We start from the raw sequence: 19,639 nt of genomic DNA, 5'->3' as shown, positions 1-19,639 counted from the left end.
GCGCCTTGCGCCACCCTGCAGCAAGAAGCTGGCGAACGGCTTCGACCCACTCCGGGCGATCCCGATCGGCGCCATCCTGGTCGATGACCACATAACCCCGGCGATCGGGCGTCGCGACGTTCATCGGCAATAGATCGGCGTGTAGGCCGCCAAACGTTCGATATCGTCGTTGAGGCAGAGATCGTCGACCTGGACCCAGCAGTGCGCCGCGAACGGCCAAAGACGAACGCCGAAGACCCAGTCCGCTGATAGCCCCGCACGCCGCAGATAGCTCATCAGCAGCGCCGAGCGAACGAGACATTCGCCCTCCATGGGCAGCCATGGCGAGAGGCGCCAGAATGTTTTGGCCGCGTGGGCGACCGCCCCCCGGTCCATCACGCGATCATGATCTGAGGCGACCGCGAGGATGGGGCGCAGCCCGTCTCCGCGAAGCGCCCGACGAACGTCCCGGACAGCCCCAAGCCCCCTCAGCACATCGCCCAGCGAGACGGTCGGGGCTGTGTCGTGGATGAGGGTCCGGCTCGGCAAGCCCGGCGGCGTTCTGATTGCGGGGCCGGCTTGGTCGGCCCCCAACCCCGCTTCCACGACGGCGACGGCGTTCGGACCGAACAGGCGCAAGGCGCTGCCATCGCCGCCGAGCCCCGATGCGCCGCCCGGGAGACACAGATAGGCGTCGGCGCCGATGTCCATTAGGGCGAGATCTTCCCCAACCGCCACGCCGTATACGCCAGCTTTCAAAAACCGCTCGGTCTGGTCCTGCGACGTTGGAAGAGCGTGCGGGATCGCTGGTTCTCGGCCCAAGGCTTTATCGGACATGGCGGTTAGCCGCGCTCTTGGTCTCATCAGCGGGACGTCCCATGCAGCGAGGTCGGCTGGTTGTAAAAATAGGGCGGGATCAGCTCGGTTCGATCGCCGAAATCACAGGCACGGGTCGTTTGCCGAACGGCGCCGCAAAGGATCAGTCCCGACGCGAGAAGTTTCATAATCATCTCCTTGAGGCGAGCGGAGCCCCCGGCGCCGCCGGAGGCTCCGCCGACCGCTCAGCTGAGGCGGACTTCCGCCGTGGCGTAGCGAAGCTCGGGCACGAGTTCGGCCCGTTTGCCGTCCTCGACCGCCCGGGTTTCTTCCCGGGCGGAGCCCAGACGCGTGACCTCGGATCCCACACCGGCCTTGGTGTAGAATTGGCCGCCGATGAGCTCCATGTGAGTCCCGTCGGAAATGGCGCGGGTTTCACGCCGCGCAGAGCCCAGTGCGATCAGGCTCGACATCGTTGTCTTCAGCATGGCTTGCCTCCTTCATCCGGCCGGAATGACCGGTCACTACAGGAGGGGCCGCCAACATCGTATTTTCAAACTATATTTGTAATATACTTTACGCTGATTGTCGCATCACTTTCTCAAGAGACGCCGAAAGGGCGATCCTTTGTTCGTGATACTTGTAGAGCGTCTCTTCCATAGCGTCCCACTGCCCCTCTCGCCGAAGACGTTCAATCCGCAGAACGCTGTCCAAGCCGGTATCCTGCAGCAACACTTCGATCCGACGGATCGGCCTAAGTTGGAGACGAATCCGGCGGTAGGCTTCGAGCACCGCGCTGTTACCGCCTCTAGCGGCAAACCAATCAAAGACGCTTTCGATCCGCAGGACCTCGTCTACCGGCGGGTCCATGGGCGACACCTCTTGCGGGACATCCGTGGTCGAGGACCAAAGAAGGAACTGACGGTGAAGCTCGTATAAGCCAGCAATATCAGCCGCCGTTGGGCTCGGCGCGAAATAACCTCGGCCCGGTCGATGCTCGATTATCCCTTCACCGGCGAGGTGGGCGAGGGCCTCACGGACGGGCGTCGGGCTGAGGCCGAGTTCGGTGGCCAGGCTGGTGGCCACGAGCGGATGCCCCCAACCGAACCGCCCGGCTGCGGCGTACCCTGCCAAGGCGGTTCGGGCCACGGCGAACTGATCCCGCTCACGCATTACAGGCCGACCGGCCGTGGCGCATGGCCATTGGTTCGTGCGTTCGCCACCGACGCCACCCACTCCATCCACAGATTATAAGCAGCCAAGAACCGACCAACAGTTTTCATACGATCACCGCCTGTTCTTTGCGCACCTTGCGCAAGACTTGGGACACCGTGAGCTTCCCGTCTTTCATTTGATGCTCAACTGCCGCATTTTTCAACCACCGGGAGTAAGGCGTTGAGAATCGCGTTGACCTCCACAACCCGAGGCAGCCGAGCAGATGGAAAGCGATCGTCCCCGCTCTCAAAACGAAATCCTGGCGTCAGCGCTGCGCCTCATCCGGCTATATCGGCGGATGAAGCCGGCCGAGGTCGCCGAGGCTATGGGCATGGCCAAGCGGTCCTACGAGCACTTCGAGGCCGGGAAGGGAAAGATCAATCTCGAGCGGATCCACCGCTTCGCGGAGGCCACGGACAGCGATCCTTACGCCATTATCGACTGCATGGCGTTGGGCTCCCCTGAGTTTGCCGTCCGCTGCGCCGACAACAAGGCGATGCTCGCGCTTCGGGTCGTCACACAGGAGTTCGACGAGGAGGTCGGCGACGCGATCATGGAGCTCGACACACGCTCGATCATCAACGCCTTCACCCGAACCCTGAAGGATCTCGGAATGCAGGCTGTGAGACGGGATGACGCGGCCAAGGCCTGGCTCGATGAACGGATCGGGCGGTTGGTCACGCCGTCTAAGGACGAGGAAGACTGATCGGGGTTCGCCTCACACCGTAGATTTCCTGTCCGAACCTTGCGGTCTTGCCGCAAACTTGGATCCGGGTCTGGCTTGAGTCCATGACCCAGTCGTTTTCCCTCCCTTCCGATCACGCCCCACCGCGTTCCAGCGACGGCCTGTCTGATCGCCAGGCCGACTGTCTGCGCCTGGCCGGCCAGGGGCTGTCATCGCGTCAGATCGCGCGTCGCCTCGGCCTGTCGGCCCGCACGGTCGACGACCACATCCTGCTGGGATGCCGGTGGCTCGGGGTCAGGACCCGGGTCCAGGCCGTCGCGCTTCTGGTGAGAGACGATCGCCGCGCCGCCGAGCCCCGTAGTTTCACCCCGTAGATCTCCGGTGGCGCCCTGACGGATCGAACGTGTGCGGCCGATGCGGTCTGCTGAAGGCTCTCAACGGAGCCCTGCCTTGCTCGATCTCGCCCTCGTCCTCGCCCTTTCCGCCCAGTGCGCGCCCGGCGTTTCCCCCCAGACCCTGGCCGCGATCGCGCACACGGAAAGCCGCTTCAACACCCTGGCGATCGGCGTCAATCGCGGCGCCGCCGTGCGCCAGCCCAGGACGCGCGACGAAGCGGTGCGGGTCGCGCGCCGGCTGATCGCCTCGGGCGCCAACATCGATCTCGGTCTCGCTCAGATCAATTCGAGCAATCTCGGATGGCTGCGTCTTACGGTGGAGGACGCCTTCGACCCCTGCCGCAACCTCACCGCGGCAGGGATTGTGCTGCGCGCCGGCTTCGATCCCGCATCGACCGGCTCTGACCGCCAACAGGCCCTGCGCGTGGCCCTGTCACGCTACAATACCGGCCACCCGGATCGCGGCTTTCGCAACGGCTATGTCGCGCGCGTCGAAGCCTCTGCCGCCCGCCTGGGCCTGGCCGTCTCCGTGCCGCCGCTCACCGAAGCCGCATTACACTCACTCCCCGACCAGGTGGCGCCCGACCCCGTCGCGCCACCCGCCGCCTGGGACGTGTTCGCGCGCGCCAGCGCGAGCGCCGTCGTCCTGTTCACCCCCGCCTCACAGCCCCAGACCTGGAGCGTCAACCCGTGACCCTGTCCCCCATTCGACGCCGCCAATGCGCGGTCGGCGCAATCGCCCTGGCGACCACCCTGATGGCGGTGCAGCCCGCCGCTGCCTCCGCCAATGTCGAGGGCCTGCTGCAGAACGTCGTCGACATGCTGACCGGCAATACGGCCAGGCTGTTGGCCATTCTGGCGGTCGTCATCGTCGGCATCCTGTGGATGTTTGGCCTGTTCGATCTGCGGCGCGCCGCCATCGTCATTCTCGGCATCGTCGTGGTCTTCGGCGCCGCCGAGATCGTCGGCCTGATCACGGGCGGCGCCTGATGGCCCGGGCCGACGCCTGTCTGATCGTCGCGGGGATCGCCGGCGGCCTGGCGCTGACGCTGATGCTCGGCGTCCGGCTGATCTCGCCCGCCCGCTACGCCCAGGCTCTGGGCGGCGGTCTGGTCGGTCTCGCCGTGGCGAAAGCCGCCCTCGTCCTGAGCGGGGCGGACCATGGCTGAGGAACGACTGATCGAAGAGCCTCTGTTCCTGGCCTGCACCCGGCCGGCGATGATCCTGGGCGTGCCCATGGAAGCCATGGGCGTCAATGTCATGATCTCCGGCCTGGCCTTTCTCGTCGGCGGCAGCCTGCTCTATCTGCTGATCGCCCCGGCCCTGCATCTGGTCTTCCGGGCGATCTGCAAGGTGGACCACAACGCCTTCCGGCTTCTGCTGGTCTTCGTCGACACCAAGGGCCGGTCCAGGAACGGCGCCCTATGGGGCGGCAGCTCGGCGACACCTCTTCCTTTGGTCCGGCGCTACGACGCAAGGGAGTTGATCCGTGGGTGAGCTCCGTCTCTCGCCGTCGCGCCTGCGCAGGGAGGGCGACGCCTTGGCCGGCCTGCCCTATGCGCGCCACGCCTCGGACCACATCGTCACGCTCGACAGCGGGGCGCTGATGATCGCCTTCCAGCTTCAGGGGGCGGCGTTCGAGACCGCCGACCCGCGCGACCTGAACGACTGGCACGTCAAGCTCAACCAGACCTGGCGCAACCTGGCCGACGACCGGTTGGCGGTCTGGCACCACATCGTCCGGCGCGAGGTCCAGCCCGAGGTCATGGACGGGTTCCGCTCCGGCTTCGCCCGCGATCTGAGCCAGGCCTACGAAGCACGGCTCGGAGGCCGGCGGCTGTTCGTCAACGAACTCTTTGTCACCCTGGTGCTCCATCCCGGCCGTGATCCCGGCGATCGCGCTGCGGCGCTCATGCGTCGCCTGCAAACCGCCCGCCGCCAGGACACGGAGGTCGCCCCCGAACAGATCAAGCGGCTCGAGGACGCCGCGCGCGATCTTGAACAGTATCTCGGCCGCTATGCGCCGCGCCGTCTTGGCCTGTACCAACACGGAGACATCTGGTGCTCCGAACCGACGGAGCTGGTCCGGCTCGTCCTCACCGGCCGGCCGGGACGCGTCCCGATCGTCTACGGCCATCTCGGATCCGCGGTTCATACGGTGCGGGTCATCTTCGGACGCGAAAGCCTGGAGCTTCGGGACGTCGACGCAGGCCGTTACGCCGGCGTCCTCGCCATCAAGGAATATCCGGCCTCGACCCGGCCCGGACTGTGGAACGCGCTGCTGAGCGCGCCCTTCGGGTTCGTCATGACCCAGTCCTTCGCCTTCCTGTCCAAGGCGGCCGGGCGATCGGTGATGGAGCGCAAGCAGAACCAGATGGTCTCCGCGCGTGACCGCGCCGCTTCCCAGATCGACGGCCTTTCGGACGCTCTGGACGATCTCGTCAGCAACCGGTTCGTGCTCGGCGAACACCAGGCGTCCGTCCTGGTCTACGGCGACACGCCCGCCGCCCTGGCCGACCACCTTTCGAAAGCGCGGGCCCATCTGGCTGACTCCGGCCTGGTCGTCGCCCGCGAGGACCTCGGCCTCGAAGCGGCCTTCTGGTCCCAGTTTCCGGGCGGCTTCGCGCGGCGCACGCGTCCGGCCGCGATCACCTCCCGCAACTTCGCCGCCCTCGCGCCTTTCCACGCCTATCCCGTCGGAAAGCCACACGACAATCACTGGGGACCGGCGGTGGCGACGCTGCGCACGACAGCCGGATCCCCCTTCTACTTCAACTTCCACGTCGGCGATCTCGGCCACACCTTCATCTGCGGACCATCCGGGTCGGGCAAGACGGTCGTCCAGAACTTCATGTTGGCGCAGCTGGAGCGGTTCGACGCCCAGCAGCTGTTCATCGACAAGGACCGGGGCGCCGAGATCTTCGTTCGGGCCTGCGGCGGGACCTATCTGGCCCTGCGCAACGGCGTGCCCACGGGGTTCGCCCCCTTCAAGGCGCTGGAGCCGTCACCCGCCAATCGCGCCTTCCTCAGCCGACTGGTGCGAACCCTGGTCGCCCGACCGAACGAGACCCTGTCGGTCCCGGAAGCGCGCGCCATCGACGAAGCCGTCGCCGCGCTTGAGGCCCTCCCGCGCGCGCGACGGTCGCTTTCGGCCCTGCGCAGCCTGCTCGGTCAATCGGACGTCGGCGGCGTCGGGGCGCGGCTGGAGCGCTGGATCCGGGGCGGGCCGCTCGGCTGGGCTCTGGACGGCGACGACGACGCCCTGTCGCTCGACGCCCGCTTCGCCGGCTTCGACATGACCGATGTTCTGGACCACCCCGAGGTCCGCACGCCGATGATGCTCTACCTCTTCCACCGCATCGCCCAGCGGGTGGATGGACGTCGGCTCGTCCTCGACATCGATGAGTTCTGGAAGGTGCTGGGCGACGCCGCCTTCACCGACCTGGCCCAGGACGGCCTGAAGACCTGGCGCAAGCAGAACGCCCTGATGGTGTTCGGCACCCAGTCCCCGGCCGACGCGCTGCGCTCGCCGATCGCCCACACCATCCTCGAACAGTGCGCGACCAAGATTTTCCTGCCGAACGCCCACGGCCAGGCCCGCGACTATGTCGAAGGCTTCGGCCTGAGCGAGGAGGAGTTCCGACTGATCCGGGACGAGCTGACGCCGGAGTCGCATCGCTTCCTGGTCAAACAGGGTCACGACAGCGTGGTCGTGGAACTTGACCTCAAGGGACTGGATGACGCGCTGGCCGTCCTGTCCGGACGATCCGAAACCGTCGCCCTTCTCGACCGGCTGAGAGCCGAGACCGGGGACGACTACGTCGACTGGCGGGGCCCCTTCCATTCCCAGAGGAGACTGACATGAGACGCTCCATCCTTTCGATCGCCGTCGCGCTGGCCGCGACGACCGCTGTCCCGGCCCACGCTCAGCAGGTTGTTTACGACCCAACGTCCTTCGCCCAGATGGTCAAGGATGCGAGGACCGCGATCGAACAGCTCGACAGCCTCAAGACGCAGGTCCAGCAGGGCCAGGAACTGTTCGCCAGCCTTAACGACCTGTCCAACGTCAACGCCATCGCTGAAAGGCTGGGCCTCCCCGAGATTCGCAATCCCCTGCCCGACATGGCGACGCTCCGGTCGGCCGCCGAAGGGGATCTGTCGGCGCTCGGCGAACTGGCCGAGCGGGCCGACGCGATCCGCAGAGAGACCCGTGCCTACACGCCTGACGCGCCGTCCGCCGCCGCCGACGCCCTGGAGCGGTCCGGCGCGCGGACCGCCCGTGATCTGGCGATCGGGGAGGCCCTCGACCGATCGGCGACCGATCGTCTCGAAGGCCTGGAGACGCTCCGTCGCGCGCTCGACACCGCGCCGAACGCGCGGGCCGTGATGGACCTGAACGCCCGGCTCGCGGCGGAACAGGCCCTGATCCAGAACGAGCAGGTCCGGCTGCAGGGCCTGGCCCTGACCCAGGCGGCCGAAGCCCGTCTCGAGGACCAGCGGGCACGGGAGCGGATCGCCGCGGAACGGTCGGCCCGCATGGACGCCTACCGTCAGGCTTTTCAGTGAAAGCCGTCCTTATCCTGCTCGGCCTGCTCGCGGGTTGCGGCGAGCCGGAAGCGCCCAGAGCTGAGCCGCGCCTGGATCGCGCCGCCCTCGAGGCGACTGTCGAGGACTGCGACCGCGGCGCCCGCCAGCAAGGCTGTGACGCCGCCCAGGCGCGTCTCGCCGAGGTCCGGCGCGCCGACCGGATAGCCGCCTACCGGCAGGGCTTTTAGGAGGTCGCCATGTCGTTTCGGGTCTTCGAGCCGGCCTATGTCTTCCTCGACGAACGGCTGAACGCCTTCCTCGGCGACCGGCTGGGCGCGGTGATCGCCGAGGTCGAAGGCCCGCTGCGGATCGCCCTGGTTCTCTACATCGTCCTCTACGGCTTCGCGATTTTCCGGGGAGCCATCAGCGAACCGGTCATGGACTTCGCGATCCGGGCGATCAAACTTCTCTTCATCTATGTGCTGGCCACCACCCCGGCCTATTCGGACTTCGTCACCGAGCCCCTGTTTCGCGACCTGCCGAACCTTCTGACGCGGGCCATCAGCGGCGCGGAGACGCCGAACGTCGGCGCGGCCTTCGACCAGTTCCTCGCCTACGCCGGCTATCTCGGAGAGAAGATCGGCAGCGAGGGCTCGGCCTTCGACCCGTCGCCCTGGATCGTCGCCGCGGTCGTTTTCATCGTCGGCGCCCTGGCCTGCGCGCTCGGCTTCGGCGTTGTTCTCGTCGCCAAACTGGCTCTGGCCTTGTTGGTCACCCTTGGCCCCATCTTCATCGCCTGCGCCCTGTTCGATGCGACGCGACGCTTCTTCTTCGGCTGGCTGTCCCAGGCGGTGAACTACCTGGTCCTGTTCGCCCTGATCATCACCATCTTCCAGCTCGTCCTGTCGCTGGTCCGGGATCAGTGGGGCGCGATAGAGGGCGGCGACCCGATGGTTGGCGGCCTGATCTTCATCGCCCTCTGTTTGCTTGGCGCGATCTTCTTCCTGCAGACGCCCGCGATCGCGGCCGGCATCGCCGGTGGCGCCAGCGCCGGGCTCGCTGACTTCGCCAACGCCGCCTCCCTGGGATCCAGCCCCAGCGCCGTCGCGCGCGGTCCTCTCGAGGCCAGCCGTCAACCGCCGCGCGGCGGCGGATCCATCCGTCCCACAGGAGCCAGCTGATGCTTTCCCTACGAACATCGTCCCGCGTCGTGTCGATCGCCCTGGCGGTCCAGGCCCTGTCCGCCTGCGCCACCTTCCGGACCGCCGATCCGCCGGTCTGCGACGGCCGCCATCGTCGACCCGCCAATCCCTACGGCTCGATCCTCTCCCCGGCAGCGCCGCACACGCCCGCGCCCGCGGCCGACGCGTCTTCGCCCATCGATCCTGGCGCAGGAGGCTGCGTATGACCGGCGTTCCCTCCTCCGATCTGAAGGCCTATTTCGCCGAGGCGCGGCGATGGGATCAGGACCGGCTCAGCGCCGCCATACGATCGCGGCGGCTGGCCTGGACCGTGGCGGCTGTGGCCGCCGGCCTGACCGTCGTCGCCGTCGCGGCGGTGGTGGTGCTGACCCCGCTCAAGACCACCGAACCCTTCGTCGTGCGGGTCGACCAGACCACCGGCGCGGTCGATGTGGTGCGGGGTCTGTCCTCGGCCGAAGGCCCGGCCACCTATGACGAGGCCGTCAGCAAATATTTCCTCGGCCAGTACGTCCGCGCCCGGGAGGGCTATCTCGACCCCGCCGCCGAGGAAAGCTTTGCCCTGGTGTCGATCCTGTCGGGCGCAACGGAGCAACGCCGCTGGGCCGACCTCTATCGCGGCTCCAACCCAACCAGTCCCCAGAATCTCTACGGACCTGAGGCGGAGGCCGTGATCGCGATCCGCGCCATTGGCTTCATCAACGAAGGCGTCGCCAATGTGCGCTTCCACCGCACGGTGCGTCAGGCCCAGCAGATCGTCGAGAGCGATTGGATCGCCACCATCGCCTTCACCTATACGCGCGCGCCGATGTCGGAGCCGGATCGCCTGCGCAATCCGCTCGGATTCCAGGTGACCTCGTACCGCGCCGACCCGGAGGTGGTCCGATGAGAGCCCAGTTGATCGCCCTAGCCGCAGGCCTTGCGCTGATGACGTCGGGGCCGGCCTGGACCGAAGACCGCGACGCCCGGATGGTCGAGGTCGACTACGCCCCGGGCGCCGTCTACCGCATCTCCGGGGCCTTCCGCACCGCCACCCAGATCGTGTTCGGTCCGGACGAAGCCATCCGCCATGTCGCGATCGGTGACAGCGTCAGCTGGGAGGTCGCGGCCGAGGGGTCCGTCCTCTTCCTCAAACCCCGCGAACGCCTGCAGGCGACCAATCTGCTTGTGGTCACCGAACGCAGAGGCGCGACGCGTCATTATGCGTTTGAACTGGCGGCGCGAGACGCTCGCGACCGATCCTCCATCGCCTACCAGATCCGGTTCCGCTACCCGGCCGACCTCCAGGCCGCGACCGTGGCGTCGCTCGACGCCGCCGCCGAGGCGATCGAAGACCGCGTGATCGATCTGGCGCTCGACCAGGCGGCCCTCTCCGGCCCCCGCAACCTCGCCTATAGCGTCCAGGGCGCGTCGGACTTGCAACCCAGCGAGGTCACCGACAACGGCCGCTTCACCGTGCTGAGGTTTCCGGCCAACCAGCCCATCCCCTCGATCTTCGCTGTGTCCGCCGAGGGCGAGGAAAGCCTGGTCCCCTTCGATGTACGCGGCGAGTTCGTGGTCATCCACGCGGTCGTTCCGGGCCTGCGGCTGCGCCGCGGCGCTTCGGTGCTGTGCATCTTCAACGAAGCCTACGAACCGCGCGGTGTCGCCACCGGGACCGGAACGGCCTCGCCGATGGTGGATCGGAGCGTGACGCAAGGAGCCCAACCATGACCGCCTCGCCTGAACCAACGGACGACGCCGCGGCGGAAGCCCGTGCTGAAGGCCAGGGTCTGCCGCCGACGACCGACCGGGGCATATCGCCCATCGCCGGCCGTTTCGGCGGCCGCGGGTCCAAGGTCGTCACCCTGGCCGCCCTGGGCCTCGGCTGCGCGGTCTTCCTCTTCGCCACATGGGATCGTGGCGAGGGGGATGACCAGAAGGCGGCGGCGGACGAACCGGCCCGGCAGGTCGTTCCGTTCGAACCGGCACGCCGTGACGCCGAGCCGCCCCTGCTGACGGATCAGTCTCTCGATCCGGACGCCCCGGTCCTGACGTCGTCGGGCGAACAGATGCCGGCGCTCGAGACCTCGCCCTCCTCTTCATCGAACGGCCCCTCGGCAGCCGAACGGCGCCAGACCCTGATCGACGAGGCGAGGCGGTCCCCGGTCCTCGCCTATAGCCGCCAAGGCTCCGGCGTCGCACCGACCGGCAGCCTGACCGCTACGGCCGTTGCGCCCGGGCCCCCTGCGCCGATCCAGGCCCGCGTCACGCCGCTCGACGGCTTGCGCCAGACCTCGCCGATCCGTGAGGCGCGCGCCGGCCAGTTGGGGGATCGCAACCTCTTGCTGACGGCGGGCGCCTCGATCCCCTGCCTCCTCCAGACGGCGATGGACAGCGCGACCCCGGGATTTGTCAGCTGCATCCTGCCGCGCGATGTCTACTCGGAGAGCGGAACCGTGGTGCTGATGGAGCGCGGCACCCGGGTGCTCGGTGAATACCAGGGCGGTCTGCAGCAGGGCCGCAACCGGCTCTTCGTTCTGTGGACCCGCGCCGTCACGCCCGCAGGCGTCACCGTGGGCCTGGCGTCTCCGGCCGCCGACGCCCTCGGGCGCGCGGGCTTCGACGGCCGCGTGGACACCCATTTCTGGGACCGGTTTGGCGGCGCCCTCCTGCTGTCGCTGGTGGACGACGGTCTCTACGCCGCCGTCGGACGTGACGACGCCGTGCGCGAGACCGCGCGGGTTCCGTCGGACGCGGCCGGCGTCGCGTTGCAGAACTCCGTCGACATCCCCGCGACCCTGCGCAAACCCCAGGGCGCCGAGGTCTCTATTTTCGTGGCCCAGGACCTGAACTTCGCCGGTGTCTATCGGCTGAGCGCAAGGTGATGGACGACACCGCCGTGCTGGAACACTACCTCGCGCCGCTGCGACCCCTGCTCGCGCCAGATGACGTGACCGAACTGGTGATCAACCGCCCCGGCGAGGTCGGGATCGAACACGGCGGCCGGTGGCGCTGGCATGAAGAGCCGCTGCTCACCGAGGCCTGGCTCAGGACGCTCGCCGTCGCCGCCGCCGCCTTCACCAAACAGGATGTCAGCGACGCCCGCCCGATCTGCTCGACGACCCTGCCCGGCGACGAACGATGCCAGATCGTTCTTCCGCCTGCGGCCCCGACCGGCACGGTGTCCCTCACCATCCGCAAGCCCTCGCGCCGGCAGTTCGGTCTCGACGCCTTTGCGACCGGAGGATTGTTCGACGCGGTCGTCGCGGCGGATGACGCGTCTGCCGACCCAGTCGACGCCGAACTCCTCGCCCTCAAAAGATCGGGAGACTGGTCGGCCTTCTTCAAACTGGCCGTGGTCTCACGGCGCAACATCCTCGTCTCGGGCGCCACCGGCTCCGGCAAGACCACCTTCGCCAAGGGTCTGGTCGAGGCCATCCCCGACCATGAGAGGCTGCTGACGATCGAGGACACGCGCGAGCTCGTTGTGCCCCACCGCAACGTCGTCCACCTGACCTATTCCAAGGAAGGCCAGGGTCTCGCGCAGGTCACCGCCAAATCTCTGCTCGAAAGCGCCCTCAGGATGCGGCCCGACCGGATCCTGTTGCAGGAACTACGGGACGGCACGGCCTTCTTCTATCTGCGCAACGTCAACTCCGGCCACCCCGGCTCGATCACGACCGTCCATGCCGACAGCGCCTCCCTGGCCTTCGAGCAACTCACGCTGTTGGTCCGCGAGTCGGAGGGAGGTCGCGATCTGCCGCGGGAAGACATTCGAGCCCTGCTGCACCTGCTCGTCGATATCGTCGTCCAGATGCGCAAGACCGATGGTCGGTTCCGGGTGACGGAGGTCTGGCATGACCCGGTTCGAAAACGCCAGCCCGGCCGCTAGGACGACGCTCGTCGTCGGCGGTGTCCTGGTCCTGCTCTTTCTGGCCGGAACCTCGACCGCGATGATCGCGCTGGCCGGCGTCGGGCGCCTGTCCCCGGAGGTCGATCCCGTCCGTGTTCCCGCCTGGCTATGGCATTACCGCGCCGACCCCGACCTTCAGCGCTGGCTTAGGATCGGCGGCCTGATCAGTACGCTGCTCGCCCTCATCATCGTCGCGGCGGTTGCGCTGGGCGTTCGCCGCCCGCTTCATGGCGCGGCGCGCTGGGCCTCCTCACGCGATCTGAAGGCGGCCGGACTTGCCGCGCGCGAAGGCATCCTGCTCGGTCGGCGCGGTCGCTCATGGCTGATCGCCGGCGGCTCGGAGCATGTGATGCTCTACGCCCCGACACGGACCGGCAAGGGAGTCGGGATCGTCATTCCCAATCTCCTGACCTGGCCGGGCTCGGTCGTGGTCCTCGACATCAAGCGCGAAAACCACGCCGCGACAGCGGGGTTTCGGGCCGCCGCCGGTCAGACGGTGCTGCTGTTCGACCCCCTCGCCCCGGACGGCCGTACCGCGCGTTTCAACCCGCTGGCGCACATCGAGCGATCCTCGACCTCCGCCGTCCTGGACGAGCTCCAGCGCATGGCCGTCATGCTCTTCCCGGGCCACGATCACGCTGACCCTTTCTGGTCGGAAGCCGCCCGCACCGGCTTCATCGGCGTCGGGGCTTTTGTCGCGGAGACAGCCGATCTGCCCTTTTCACTCGGTGAGATCTTCCGGCAACTCACCCAGGGCGATCCGAGGGAGCGATTCCCGGGCCTGATCAAGGCGCGGGCGCTGGCGGGAGCGCCGCTGTCCACCGGATGCGCCTCGGCCCTGACGGATTTCTGCAGCTCGAGCGAAAACACCTTCGCATCCATCCGCCAGACGATCACCAGCCGCATGGGGCTGTGGTTGAACCCCGCCGTAGACGCGGCGACCGCCGTCAGCGATTTCGATCTGCGCGATCTGCGCCGGGGTGGGCTGTCGCTCTATCTGGGGACGTCGCCCGACAACATGCTGCGTGTCGCCCCGCTCTACAGCCTGCTCTTCCAGCAACTCGTCGACCTGAACAGCCGCGGGCTGCCCCGCCCTGACGATCGCCCCGTGCTGGTCTTGCTGGACGAGTTCGCCCGGCTCGGCCGCGCTCCCGTTCTCGCCGCCGCCTTCTCCTACCTCGCCGGCTACGGCTTTCGCCTTCTGCCGGTGATCCAGAGCCCGTCGCAGCTCCGCGCCCTCTACGGACCCGACGTGACCGAAGACATCCTGACCAACTGCGGGATCGAGGTCGCCTTCGCGCCGAAGGAGCTGAAGGTGGCGCAGGAACTGAGCGAACGGCTTGGCTACTACACCTATCAGGCCCGCAGCCGCAGCCGTCCGATGGGCCTCGGTTCCGGCCGGCGCAGCACGACGTCATCCGATCAACGCCGGGCGTTGATGATGCCCCAGGAGCTGATGCAGCTTCCTGACCGGACCCTGATCGTCCTCAAGGCCGGAATGCCGCCGGCGCGCGGCGAGAAGATCCGGTTCTTCCGCGAGCGGGTCTTCACTCGCCGGCAACGGCCGGCGCCGATCCCGCCGAGACGGCCCGTGGCGGCCGAGCTCGCCTCCGCCATCCCCGTCCCACCGCCCCCTGCGCTAGAGGATACTGATATGAGCTATGAGTCCGTGGTTCAGGCCTTCACCGAACAGGGCTGCCCGCCGCCCGAGATCGGCGCCACCGAGACCGAAGTCGCCGACTGGCTGGACCAGATCATCGACGCCATCGTGCCCGCCCCTGATCGGGACGATGACCGATGAGCCCAAGCCCTGCCAAAGCGCCAGAACAGTCCGCCGATAACACGGTGGCGCCGACCCCGGCGAAGGGGGGCGGCGCTCGATCTCGTACCCGGGGCGACGCGCCTCAAGCCATACTGGATCGCTATCTGATCGAACGCGACCGTCAGGGTCGCCCAGCGCGCTTCTACCGCGATCACCGCGCCACCGAACCGATGTTTCGGGACGAGGGCCGCAAGCTGACGACGACGCAGTCCTATCCTGACAGCGTCGCCGACATGCTGAAGATCGCGCAGCATCGTGGCTGGACCGAAGTGCGGGTGTCCGGAGACGAAGGGTTCCGTCGCGAGGCCTGGATCCAGGCGCGGTCTCTTGGGGTCGAAGTCAAGGGTTACCGGCCGCGCGATCGGGATCGTCAGGCGGCCGGCGAACCGTCCGTCGCCCGATCTCCGTCAAGCCGACACCTCGACGAACGAGCCGTGGAGGACCGGCTTCGCGCGGCCTCGGTCGTGGTCAAACGGTTGATCGAAGATCCGGATGCCCGGACGCGGCTGATGGAGCGCGCTGTCCAACGTCTGCACAACCTGGTTGACCCCGCCCGTACGCGAGATCGAGACGGCTCACGCGACCGACGTTCTTGAAAATGTCCCGCCCATGAACTCACGTCCATTTCGACGCGGTCGTATTGCTCCACTGAAGTCTGAATGTGCCAGCAGGAGCCGTTGGCTCCGGCCGCAGAGCGGCCCTAGGGTCAATATCCTGTTCCAGTACTAACCTCGCACTAGTGGGCAACCATGGGGAAGCGCCTTGGTCATTGAAGTTTTGATCTAATTGCCGAAAGCGAAAATTTCGCCGACTGACCCGGGGTCGACCCCGCATTGATCTGAGGGAATTTCCGATTTAGGACATCCTAATGCGCTACACTCAGAGCCAGACTCGCGAACTGCTTTCCATCTCGGTGGATGCTTTCCGCACGTGGCGGGATGCCATTCCCGCCCTAGCTCTGCACAAAGGCCATGCCCCCAGCTTCACCCCTGGGGACGTCGTAGCCATGGCAATCGTCGCCGAACTTGTCCGGGACTTCGGCGTGCGCGTCGGGACGGTCGGCGATCGTTTCGATCAGCTCTTCAAGGAGTGCGGGGGGAAATCCTGGCTCTCACTAGAAAACTGCGTCGCCTTGATCGAAGCCGACAACTTCCGCCTGGTCGATGCAAGCCTTGCCCATCGCCGCTCGCCGGACGCTTCCACCCTCTGCGTACCGTGCGCGCCAATCATAGCGCGCCTGCGCGCGGCACTCACGGCGACCGAAGTGGATCAAGTGCAGGGACATCTGCAGTTCCCCCCAACCTCCGTGGGCATGCAGCCTGAACGGCGCAGCAAACGCGCATGACCACCACCCTGGCATCCGCATTGGCGCCGGAGTGGAAAGACCGCTTGGGGCTCACACATCGGCGCTCGCCTGAACTCTACGAGTCAGCCGAGGCCGTCAGCGACGTGCCGCACGCGCCGGCTATCCGAGCCGCCCTGACCGAAATGGGCGTATCGGCGATCTTCTGCGTCCAAGGCGTCCCGACTGTCGCGATTCTGGAAGCTGATAACTACGACCGCGCTGCGATCATCGATCTTCACGGCGCGCTCTGGAATCAGGGCCTGGCCAGCCTGTTGCTGGTGATCGCTGACGATACGCTCAGAGCGTTTTCGCTCGCCCGTACTCCGTTGAGCGATCCAGGCGAGGCCTTCGAGCGCCGCTGCCTCATCGATAGCCTCAGCCTGACGACCGAAGCGCTGCGGTTTCAGAATCTGATCTACGGCGCGGAATCCGGACGCCTCTGGAAGGACTACGGCGAGTACTTCCCCCCGAAGGAGCGCATCGATCAGGTTCTCCTCGACAATCTGAATGCGTCCCACGACCTCCTGCAAAAGGCCGCGCTCGCTCCCGATGCGGCGCAGGCCCTGCTCATACAGGCGATGTTTATCGCCTACCTTGAAGACCGGAAGATCGTAACGCCCGCCTACTTTGCCGCCGTCTCCGAGAAGAGTTCAGAGAGTTTTTCGGCGCTCTTGGAAACGGGCGACGTCGATCTCTTCCGGTCCTTCTTCCGGACACTTCATGCCGATTTTAACGGCGATCTGTTCGTCGCGCCGTGCTCCTTCGAGGCCACGGGCGAGGCGCCGGAAGTCACGCCCGCCCATCTGACGATCCTGGCGCGGTTCCGGTCAGGCCGTGAAGAAATGGCCCATTCCGGACAGCAGCGGTTCTGGGGCTATGACTTCCGCTATATCCCGATCGAGCTCGTCAGCGCCGTCTACGATCGCTTCCTGGGTGAGCGCGAGGCCGAGCGCCGCGCCAACGGCGCCTACTACACGCCCATGTACCTTGCCGACACCGTCGTTTCCCAAGCGTGGGAGATGTTGCCGGATGCGACAAGGACGACAGGAAACTTCCTCGACCCCGCCTGCGGTTCAGGCGTTTTCCTCGTCCGCTCCTTCCAGCGACTCTGTGAGCATTGGCGCGCCAAGCACAAGACGCAGACGATTTCCTGGAAGACGCTGCTGTCGCTGCTAAGCCAGATCCATGGCTGGGATCTGAACGGCGGCGCGGTTCGGGTCGCCGTGTTCTCACTCTATGTCGCCCTCCTCGAGGAGGTGTCGCCACGCGACATCCGCAAACTCATCACCCGGGGAAAACTCCTCCCGGAACTCTGGGGCAAGACCCTTGTCTGCCGCGACTTCTTCGAAGTATCGCCGGATGGCGCCCGATACGACGTCATCATCGGCAATCCGCCATGGACCAGCCGCCGCGGTCCGGCGCGTTCGTCCGTGCAGTGGAGCAAGAAGACAGGGCATCCCATGCCAGGTGGCGAGGACGCCTGGGCATTCAGCTGGAAGGCGCTATCGCATCTCGCCGACGGCGGCCTGATCGCTTTCCTGCTGCCGGCGATGGGGTTTCTGCATAACCACGCCTCAAATACGATCGAAGCCCGTGATTCGTTCTTCCGAAAATCCCAGGTCCGCCGCGTCATCAACTTCGCAGACCTTCGATTTCAGCTTTTCGAGAAAGCCCATCGCCCCACCGCTCTGATCATCTACGGCAGCGCCAATCCGGATAATTTCCCGTATCGCTTCGACTACTGGGCGCCAAAGGCTGACCTTAATCTGCGCATCAAGCGCGTCATCACGCTGAGCAGCGCCGACAAGGCGGCCCTCGGGGTCGGCGCGGTCCTAGATAACCCGCTCATCTTCAAGCAGCGCCTCTGGATGCGCGAGCCGGACGCCAAACTCTTCGCCTACCTCGCGAGGCTTCCCAAACTAGGAGCCTTCATCAGCGAGTACGGCAGCCTGAGCCGTCGTCGCGAAAAACCGGGCGATCGATGGGTCATCGGGCAAGGCTATCAGCCTTTCAATGAGGCCAGCGCAAGCGATGCGCCTCCGCTCGCCAGCGAGTATGTCGGTCGACTGCCTGACCTGCCGATCGCAGCCTATTCGCGCCTGGCTCAGGCGGCGGAAGGCTTGCTGCCGGCCCCGTCATCAACGGTTCGCCGCCGCGGGTTCGAGTCCGGGTTCGATGGCTCGCGCATCCTTGTTCCGCGTGGGGTGGAGACGTCGCAAAACCGCCTTCGGGCCGCATACTGCGATCAGCCGCTGACCTTCCAGGATATCTTGCAGGCGATCGTGGTGCCGGTCGGCCAAAGCGACCGCGCGAAGGTTCTCACGGCGATCCTCAATAGTCGCATCGCGGTCTGGTACGCCTTTCATGGCACCGCGTCGTTCGGTTCGGATCGCCCGGAAGTCAAGCAAGCGGACCTGTTGCGATTGCCGTTCCCGTCACCCGACGATGTCCCCGACCAAGCTGCGGCCGCTCACGCCGCCCTTGAGCTGATTGCGATCGTCGACGACGCATACGAACGCTCCAAGGAACCCTTCTCGATGCAGATCGACGAGGGGGACATCCTTCGGACAATCGACCGACTTGCGTACCAATACTTCTGCTTGTCGCCCGATGAAATCGCCCTGATCGATGATACCGTCGAGGCGATCCTGCCTGCGCTTCAGCCCCATGAAGGCCACTTTCCGAAACTGTGGGGCGCGCCGGACGAACGGCAGCGAGCGCAATACGCCCACACATTGGCGGCCAGCCTCGCGGACTGGTTCAAAGGCAAAAAGATCGATGCTCGCCTCGTCGCGCGCGGTACCGACCTGGCGATACTTCGTCTGCATCTGGGCGGCCATGAAGACTATGCCGAGGATGCGGGGGGCGAGCTCAGCGACGTACTCGAGCAACTCGCAGCCCACATCCACAGGCCCCTGAACGGCAATTTCCAGCTCATGCCGGACCTGCGCGTTTTCCTCGGCGACTGCCTCTACCTCATCAAGCCCATGCAAATGCGCTTCTGGCTACGCTCCACCGCGCTCGCCGACGCCGACGGAATAGCGCTCGACCTCCAGCAAGCCGCCGCCCTGCCCCAACAGCGGGGCGCAGATTGATGCTGATCGGCGATGTGCAGGGATGGGTCGACAACTTCGTTTCATTTGATGATCGCTTCCTGGAGAGGATCGCCGCGGCTTGGCCAGCGTGCATGGCGGTTCTTCCCGATCAGCCAGCGGAGGATGACATCACCATCAATCTCGTCGATCGCCTGGCCAAAGACGTCGTGGTGCGTCGGTTGTGCCATTGGGTCGAATATCAGTTCGAACCATTCGGTCTTGCGGCCGATGGGTCGAAATTCAGCAAGGGCATCATCGACATCGCCGTGCTCTTCGACTGGGATCGACAGCGATACCTCGCCTATGAGTGCAAGCGGCTCAACGTGATCAACGGCGGAAGCCGGAGTTCCCTGGCCACTGTGTACGTCACCCAAGGCATGATGCGTTTTCTCACCGAGCAGTATGCCGAGCAACTGCCGGTGGGGTGCATGCTGGGCTATGTGCTCGACGGCGATGTGCCCTTCGCCCAATCGCGCATTGCCGACGCTATCGGCGGCCATGTCCCTCTCGCGTTGGCGGAGGGACCTGCGCCCCTGGCCGCGATCCAAACGATCGAGCGCTTCCGCACGCGGCACACACGCCCAGCCGGATCGTCTATCGAGCTTCGTCACGCGCTATTTTCGAAGCCATCGGCGGCCGCGCCAAACGCCTGACGAAAGCGGCGCG

The 19,639-nt window shown here is 66.4% G+C and carries 24 protein-coding genes; 20 read left to right on the top strand and 4 right to left on the bottom strand.

Annotation, left to right across the window (positions count from 1 at the left end; all coding sequences use genetic code 11):
• Positions 1 to 120: 120 nt before the first annotated feature.
• The 4 genes from Q7J26_RS12570 to Q7J26_RS12555 form a co-directional block, all read right to left on the bottom strand.
• Positions 121 to 816: a lasso peptide biosynthesis B2 protein gene (locus Q7J26_RS12570; protein WP_304936752.1), complete on the bottom strand. Its 696-nt coding sequence runs from the start codon at positions 814 to 816 to the stop codon at positions 121 to 123.
• Between the two features lie 26 nt (positions 817 to 842).
• On the bottom strand, positions 843 to 983 hold the full coding sequence (locus Q7J26_RS12565; protein ID WP_304936751.1) for a hypothetical protein: 141 nt from the start codon (positions 981 to 983) through the stop codon (positions 843 to 845).
• A 57-nt stretch (positions 984 to 1,040) separates the two neighbouring features.
• Positions 1,041 to 1,283 (bottom strand): hypothetical protein, encoded by a 243-nt coding sequence (locus Q7J26_RS12560; RefSeq protein ID WP_304936750.1) that lies wholly within the window; start codon positions 1,281 to 1,283, stop codon positions 1,041 to 1,043.
• An 88-nt stretch (positions 1,284 to 1,371) separates the two neighbouring features.
• Complete coding sequence (locus Q7J26_RS12555) at positions 1,372 to 1,968, bottom strand: GntR family transcriptional regulator (protein ID WP_304936749.1); 597 nt, start codon at positions 1,966 to 1,968, stop codon at positions 1,372 to 1,374.
• A gap of 265 nt (positions 1,969 to 2,233) precedes the next feature.
• Between Q7J26_RS12555 and Q7J26_RS12550 the strand changes: the two genes are divergently transcribed.
• From Q7J26_RS12550 to Q7J26_RS12455, 20 genes are all read left to right on the top strand, one after another.
• Positions 2,234 to 2,716, top strand: coding sequence for a helix-turn-helix transcriptional regulator (locus tag Q7J26_RS12550; RefSeq protein WP_304936748.1), 483 nt, complete (start codon positions 2,234 to 2,236; stop codon positions 2,714 to 2,716).
• Positions 2,717 to 2,799: 83 nt separating this feature from the next.
• A complete protein-coding gene (locus tag Q7J26_RS12545) occupies positions 2,800 to 3,069 on the top strand; it encodes a helix-turn-helix transcriptional regulator (RefSeq protein ID WP_304936747.1) in 270 nt (89 codons plus the stop codon).
• Positions 3,070 to 3,145: 76 nt separating this feature from the next.
• Entirely contained in the window at positions 3,146 to 3,784 is a 639-nt protein-coding gene (locus Q7J26_RS12540; protein ID WP_304936746.1) for a lytic transglycosylase domain-containing protein, read from the top strand.
• A complete protein-coding gene (locus Q7J26_RS12535) occupies positions 3,781 to 4,080 on the top strand; it encodes a TrbC/VirB2 family protein (RefSeq protein WP_304936745.1) in 300 nt (99 codons plus the stop codon). Before Q7J26_RS12540 ends, Q7J26_RS12535 begins: the two co-directional genes overlap by 4 nt.
• A complete protein-coding gene (locus tag Q7J26_RS12530; protein WP_304936744.1) occupies positions 4,080 to 4,259 on the top strand; it encodes a hypothetical protein in 180 nt (59 codons plus the stop codon). Before Q7J26_RS12535 ends, Q7J26_RS12530 begins: the two co-directional genes overlap by 1 nt.
• Entirely contained in the window at positions 4,252 to 4,587 is a 336-nt protein-coding gene (locus tag Q7J26_RS12525; RefSeq protein ID WP_304936743.1) for a type IV secretion system protein VirB3, read from the top strand. The genes Q7J26_RS12530 and Q7J26_RS12525 overlap by 8 nt, the downstream gene beginning before the upstream one ends.
• A complete protein-coding gene (locus Q7J26_RS12520) occupies positions 4,580 to 6,955 on the top strand; it encodes a VirB4 family type IV secretion/conjugal transfer ATPase (protein WP_304936742.1) in 2,376 nt (791 codons plus the stop codon). Before Q7J26_RS12525 ends, Q7J26_RS12520 begins: the two co-directional genes overlap by 8 nt.
• Positions 6,952 to 7,656: a type IV secretion system protein gene (locus Q7J26_RS12515; protein WP_304936741.1), complete on the top strand. Its 705-nt coding sequence runs from the start codon at positions 6,952 to 6,954 to the stop codon at positions 7,654 to 7,656. Before Q7J26_RS12520 ends, Q7J26_RS12515 begins: the two co-directional genes overlap by 4 nt.
• Entirely contained in the window at positions 7,653 to 7,865 is a 213-nt protein-coding gene (locus tag Q7J26_RS12510) for a hypothetical protein (protein ID WP_304936740.1), read from the top strand. The genes Q7J26_RS12515 and Q7J26_RS12510 overlap by 4 nt, the downstream gene beginning before the upstream one ends.
• A 9-nt stretch (positions 7,866 to 7,874) precedes the next feature.
• On the top strand, positions 7,875 to 8,798 hold the full coding sequence (locus Q7J26_RS12505) for a type IV secretion system protein (protein ID WP_304936739.1): 924 nt from the start codon (positions 7,875 to 7,877) through the stop codon (positions 8,796 to 8,798).
• Positions 8,798 to 9,025 carry a hypothetical protein gene (locus tag Q7J26_RS12500; protein ID WP_304936738.1) on the top strand — a complete coding sequence of 76 codons (228 nt, stop codon included), beginning with the start codon at positions 8,798 to 8,800 and terminating at the stop codon, positions 9,023 to 9,025. The genes Q7J26_RS12505 and Q7J26_RS12500 overlap by 1 nt, the downstream gene beginning before the upstream one ends.
• Positions 9,022 to 9,705, top strand: coding sequence for a virB8 family protein (locus Q7J26_RS12495; RefSeq protein WP_304936737.1), 684 nt, complete (start codon positions 9,022 to 9,024; stop codon positions 9,703 to 9,705). The genes Q7J26_RS12500 and Q7J26_RS12495 overlap by 4 nt, the downstream gene beginning before the upstream one ends.
• A gap of 38 nt (positions 9,706 to 9,743) precedes the next feature.
• On the top strand, positions 9,744 to 10,529 hold the full coding sequence (locus Q7J26_RS12490; RefSeq protein WP_304936736.1) for a TrbG/VirB9 family P-type conjugative transfer protein: 786 nt from the start codon (positions 9,744 to 9,746) through the stop codon (positions 10,527 to 10,529).
• On the top strand, positions 10,526 to 11,683 hold the full coding sequence (gene virB10 / locus Q7J26_RS12485) for a type IV secretion system protein VirB10 (protein ID WP_304936735.1): 1,158 nt from the start codon (positions 10,526 to 10,528) through the stop codon (positions 11,681 to 11,683). Before Q7J26_RS12490 ends, virB10 begins: the two co-directional genes overlap by 4 nt.
• Positions 11,683 to 12,690: a P-type DNA transfer ATPase VirB11 gene (gene virB11 / locus Q7J26_RS12480; RefSeq protein WP_304936734.1), complete on the top strand. Its 1,008-nt coding sequence runs from the start codon at positions 11,683 to 11,685 to the stop codon at positions 12,688 to 12,690. Before virB10 ends, virB11 begins: the two co-directional genes overlap by 1 nt.
• Entirely contained in the window at positions 12,656 to 14,512 is a 1,857-nt protein-coding gene (locus tag Q7J26_RS12475) for a type IV secretory system conjugative DNA transfer family protein (protein ID WP_304936733.1), read from the top strand. The genes virB11 and Q7J26_RS12475 overlap by 35 nt, the downstream gene beginning before the upstream one ends.
• The gene (locus Q7J26_RS12470) at positions 14,509 to 15,129 is read left to right on the top strand and encodes an LPD7 domain-containing protein (RefSeq protein ID WP_304936732.1); all 621 of its coding nucleotides are present in this window, start codon (positions 14,509 to 14,511) and stop codon (positions 15,127 to 15,129) included. Before Q7J26_RS12475 ends, Q7J26_RS12470 begins: the two co-directional genes overlap by 4 nt.
• Before the next feature lie 272 nt (positions 15,130 to 15,401).
• Positions 15,402 to 15,878, top strand: a complete 477-nt coding sequence (locus Q7J26_RS12465) for a hypothetical protein (RefSeq protein ID WP_304936731.1) — start codon at positions 15,402 to 15,404, stop codon at positions 15,876 to 15,878.
• Positions 15,875 to 18,973 (top strand): class I SAM-dependent DNA methyltransferase, encoded by a 3,099-nt coding sequence (locus tag Q7J26_RS12460; RefSeq protein WP_304936730.1) that lies wholly within the window; start codon positions 15,875 to 15,877, stop codon positions 18,971 to 18,973. The genes Q7J26_RS12465 and Q7J26_RS12460 overlap by 4 nt, the downstream gene beginning before the upstream one ends.
• Positions 18,973 to 19,626, top strand: coding sequence for a hypothetical protein (locus Q7J26_RS12455; protein WP_304936729.1), 654 nt, complete (start codon positions 18,973 to 18,975; stop codon positions 19,624 to 19,626). Before Q7J26_RS12460 ends, Q7J26_RS12455 begins: the two co-directional genes overlap by 1 nt.
• The last annotated feature ends 13 nt before the right edge of the window (positions 19,627 to 19,639 follow it).

It is taken from the genome of Brevundimonas sp., assembly GCF_030656255.1.
In the GTDB taxonomy this organism is placed as follows: domain Bacteria; phylum Pseudomonadota; class Alphaproteobacteria; order Caulobacterales; family Caulobacteraceae; genus Brevundimonas.
Note: the sequence above shows the minus strand (reverse complement) of the source record. Positions and strands in the feature narration are given on the sequence as shown.

Coding starts and splice junctions, on each gene's coding strand:
- Q7J26_RS12455 (WP_304936729.1), top strand. CDS start 18,973: ATGCTGATCGGCGATGTGCAGGGATGGGTCGACAACTTCGTTTCATTT.
- Q7J26_RS12515 (WP_304936741.1), top strand. CDS start 6,952: ATGAGACGCTCCATCCTTTCGATCGCCGTCGCGCTGGCCGCGACGACC.
- Q7J26_RS12460 (WP_304936730.1), top strand. CDS start 15,875: ATGACCACCACCCTGGCATCCGCATTGGCGCCGGAGTGGAAAGACCGC.
- Q7J26_RS12545 (WP_304936747.1), top strand. CDS start 2,800: ATGACCCAGTCGTTTTCCCTCCCTTCCGATCACGCCCCACCGCGTTCC.
- Q7J26_RS12465 (WP_304936731.1), top strand. CDS start 15,402: ATGCGCTACACTCAGAGCCAGACTCGCGAACTGCTTTCCATCTCGGTG.
- Q7J26_RS12470 (WP_304936732.1), top strand. CDS start 14,509: ATGAGCCCAAGCCCTGCCAAAGCGCCAGAACAGTCCGCCGATAACACG.
- Q7J26_RS12500 (WP_304936738.1), top strand. CDS start 8,798: ATGCTTTCCCTACGAACATCGTCCCGCGTCGTGTCGATCGCCCTGGCG.
- Q7J26_RS12565 (WP_304936751.1), bottom strand. CDS start 983: ATGAAACTTCTCGCGTCGGGACTGATCCTTTGCGGCGCCGTTCGGCAA.
- Q7J26_RS12475 (WP_304936733.1), top strand. CDS start 12,656: ATGACCCGGTTCGAAAACGCCAGCCCGGCCGCTAGGACGACGCTCGTC.
- Q7J26_RS12530 (WP_304936744.1), top strand. CDS start 4,080: ATGGCCCGGGCCGACGCCTGTCTGATCGTCGCGGGGATCGCCGGCGGC.
- Q7J26_RS12490 (WP_304936736.1), top strand. CDS start 9,744: ATGACGTCGGGGCCGGCCTGGACCGAAGACCGCGACGCCCGGATGGTC.
- virB11 (WP_304936734.1), top strand. CDS start 11,683: ATGGACGACACCGCCGTGCTGGAACACTACCTCGCGCCGCTGCGACCC.
- Q7J26_RS12570 (WP_304936752.1), bottom strand. CDS start 816: ATGTCCGATAAAGCCTTGGGCCGAGAACCAGCGATCCCGCACGCTCTT.
- Q7J26_RS12550 (WP_304936748.1), top strand. CDS start 2,234: ATGGAAAGCGATCGTCCCCGCTCTCAAAACGAAATCCTGGCGTCAGCG.
- Q7J26_RS12505 (WP_304936739.1), top strand. CDS start 7,875: ATGTCGTTTCGGGTCTTCGAGCCGGCCTATGTCTTCCTCGACGAACGG.
- Q7J26_RS12560 (WP_304936750.1), bottom strand. CDS start 1,283: ATGCTGAAGACAACGATGTCGAGCCTGATCGCACTGGGCTCTGCGCGG.
- Q7J26_RS12555 (WP_304936749.1), bottom strand. CDS start 1,968: ATGCGTGAGCGGGATCAGTTCGCCGTGGCCCGAACCGCCTTGGCAGGG.
- virB10 (WP_304936735.1), top strand. CDS start 10,526: ATGACCGCCTCGCCTGAACCAACGGACGACGCCGCGGCGGAAGCCCGT.
- Q7J26_RS12525 (WP_304936743.1), top strand. CDS start 4,252: ATGGCTGAGGAACGACTGATCGAAGAGCCTCTGTTCCTGGCCTGCACC.
- Q7J26_RS12495 (WP_304936737.1), top strand. CDS start 9,022: ATGACCGGCGTTCCCTCCTCCGATCTGAAGGCCTATTTCGCCGAGGCG.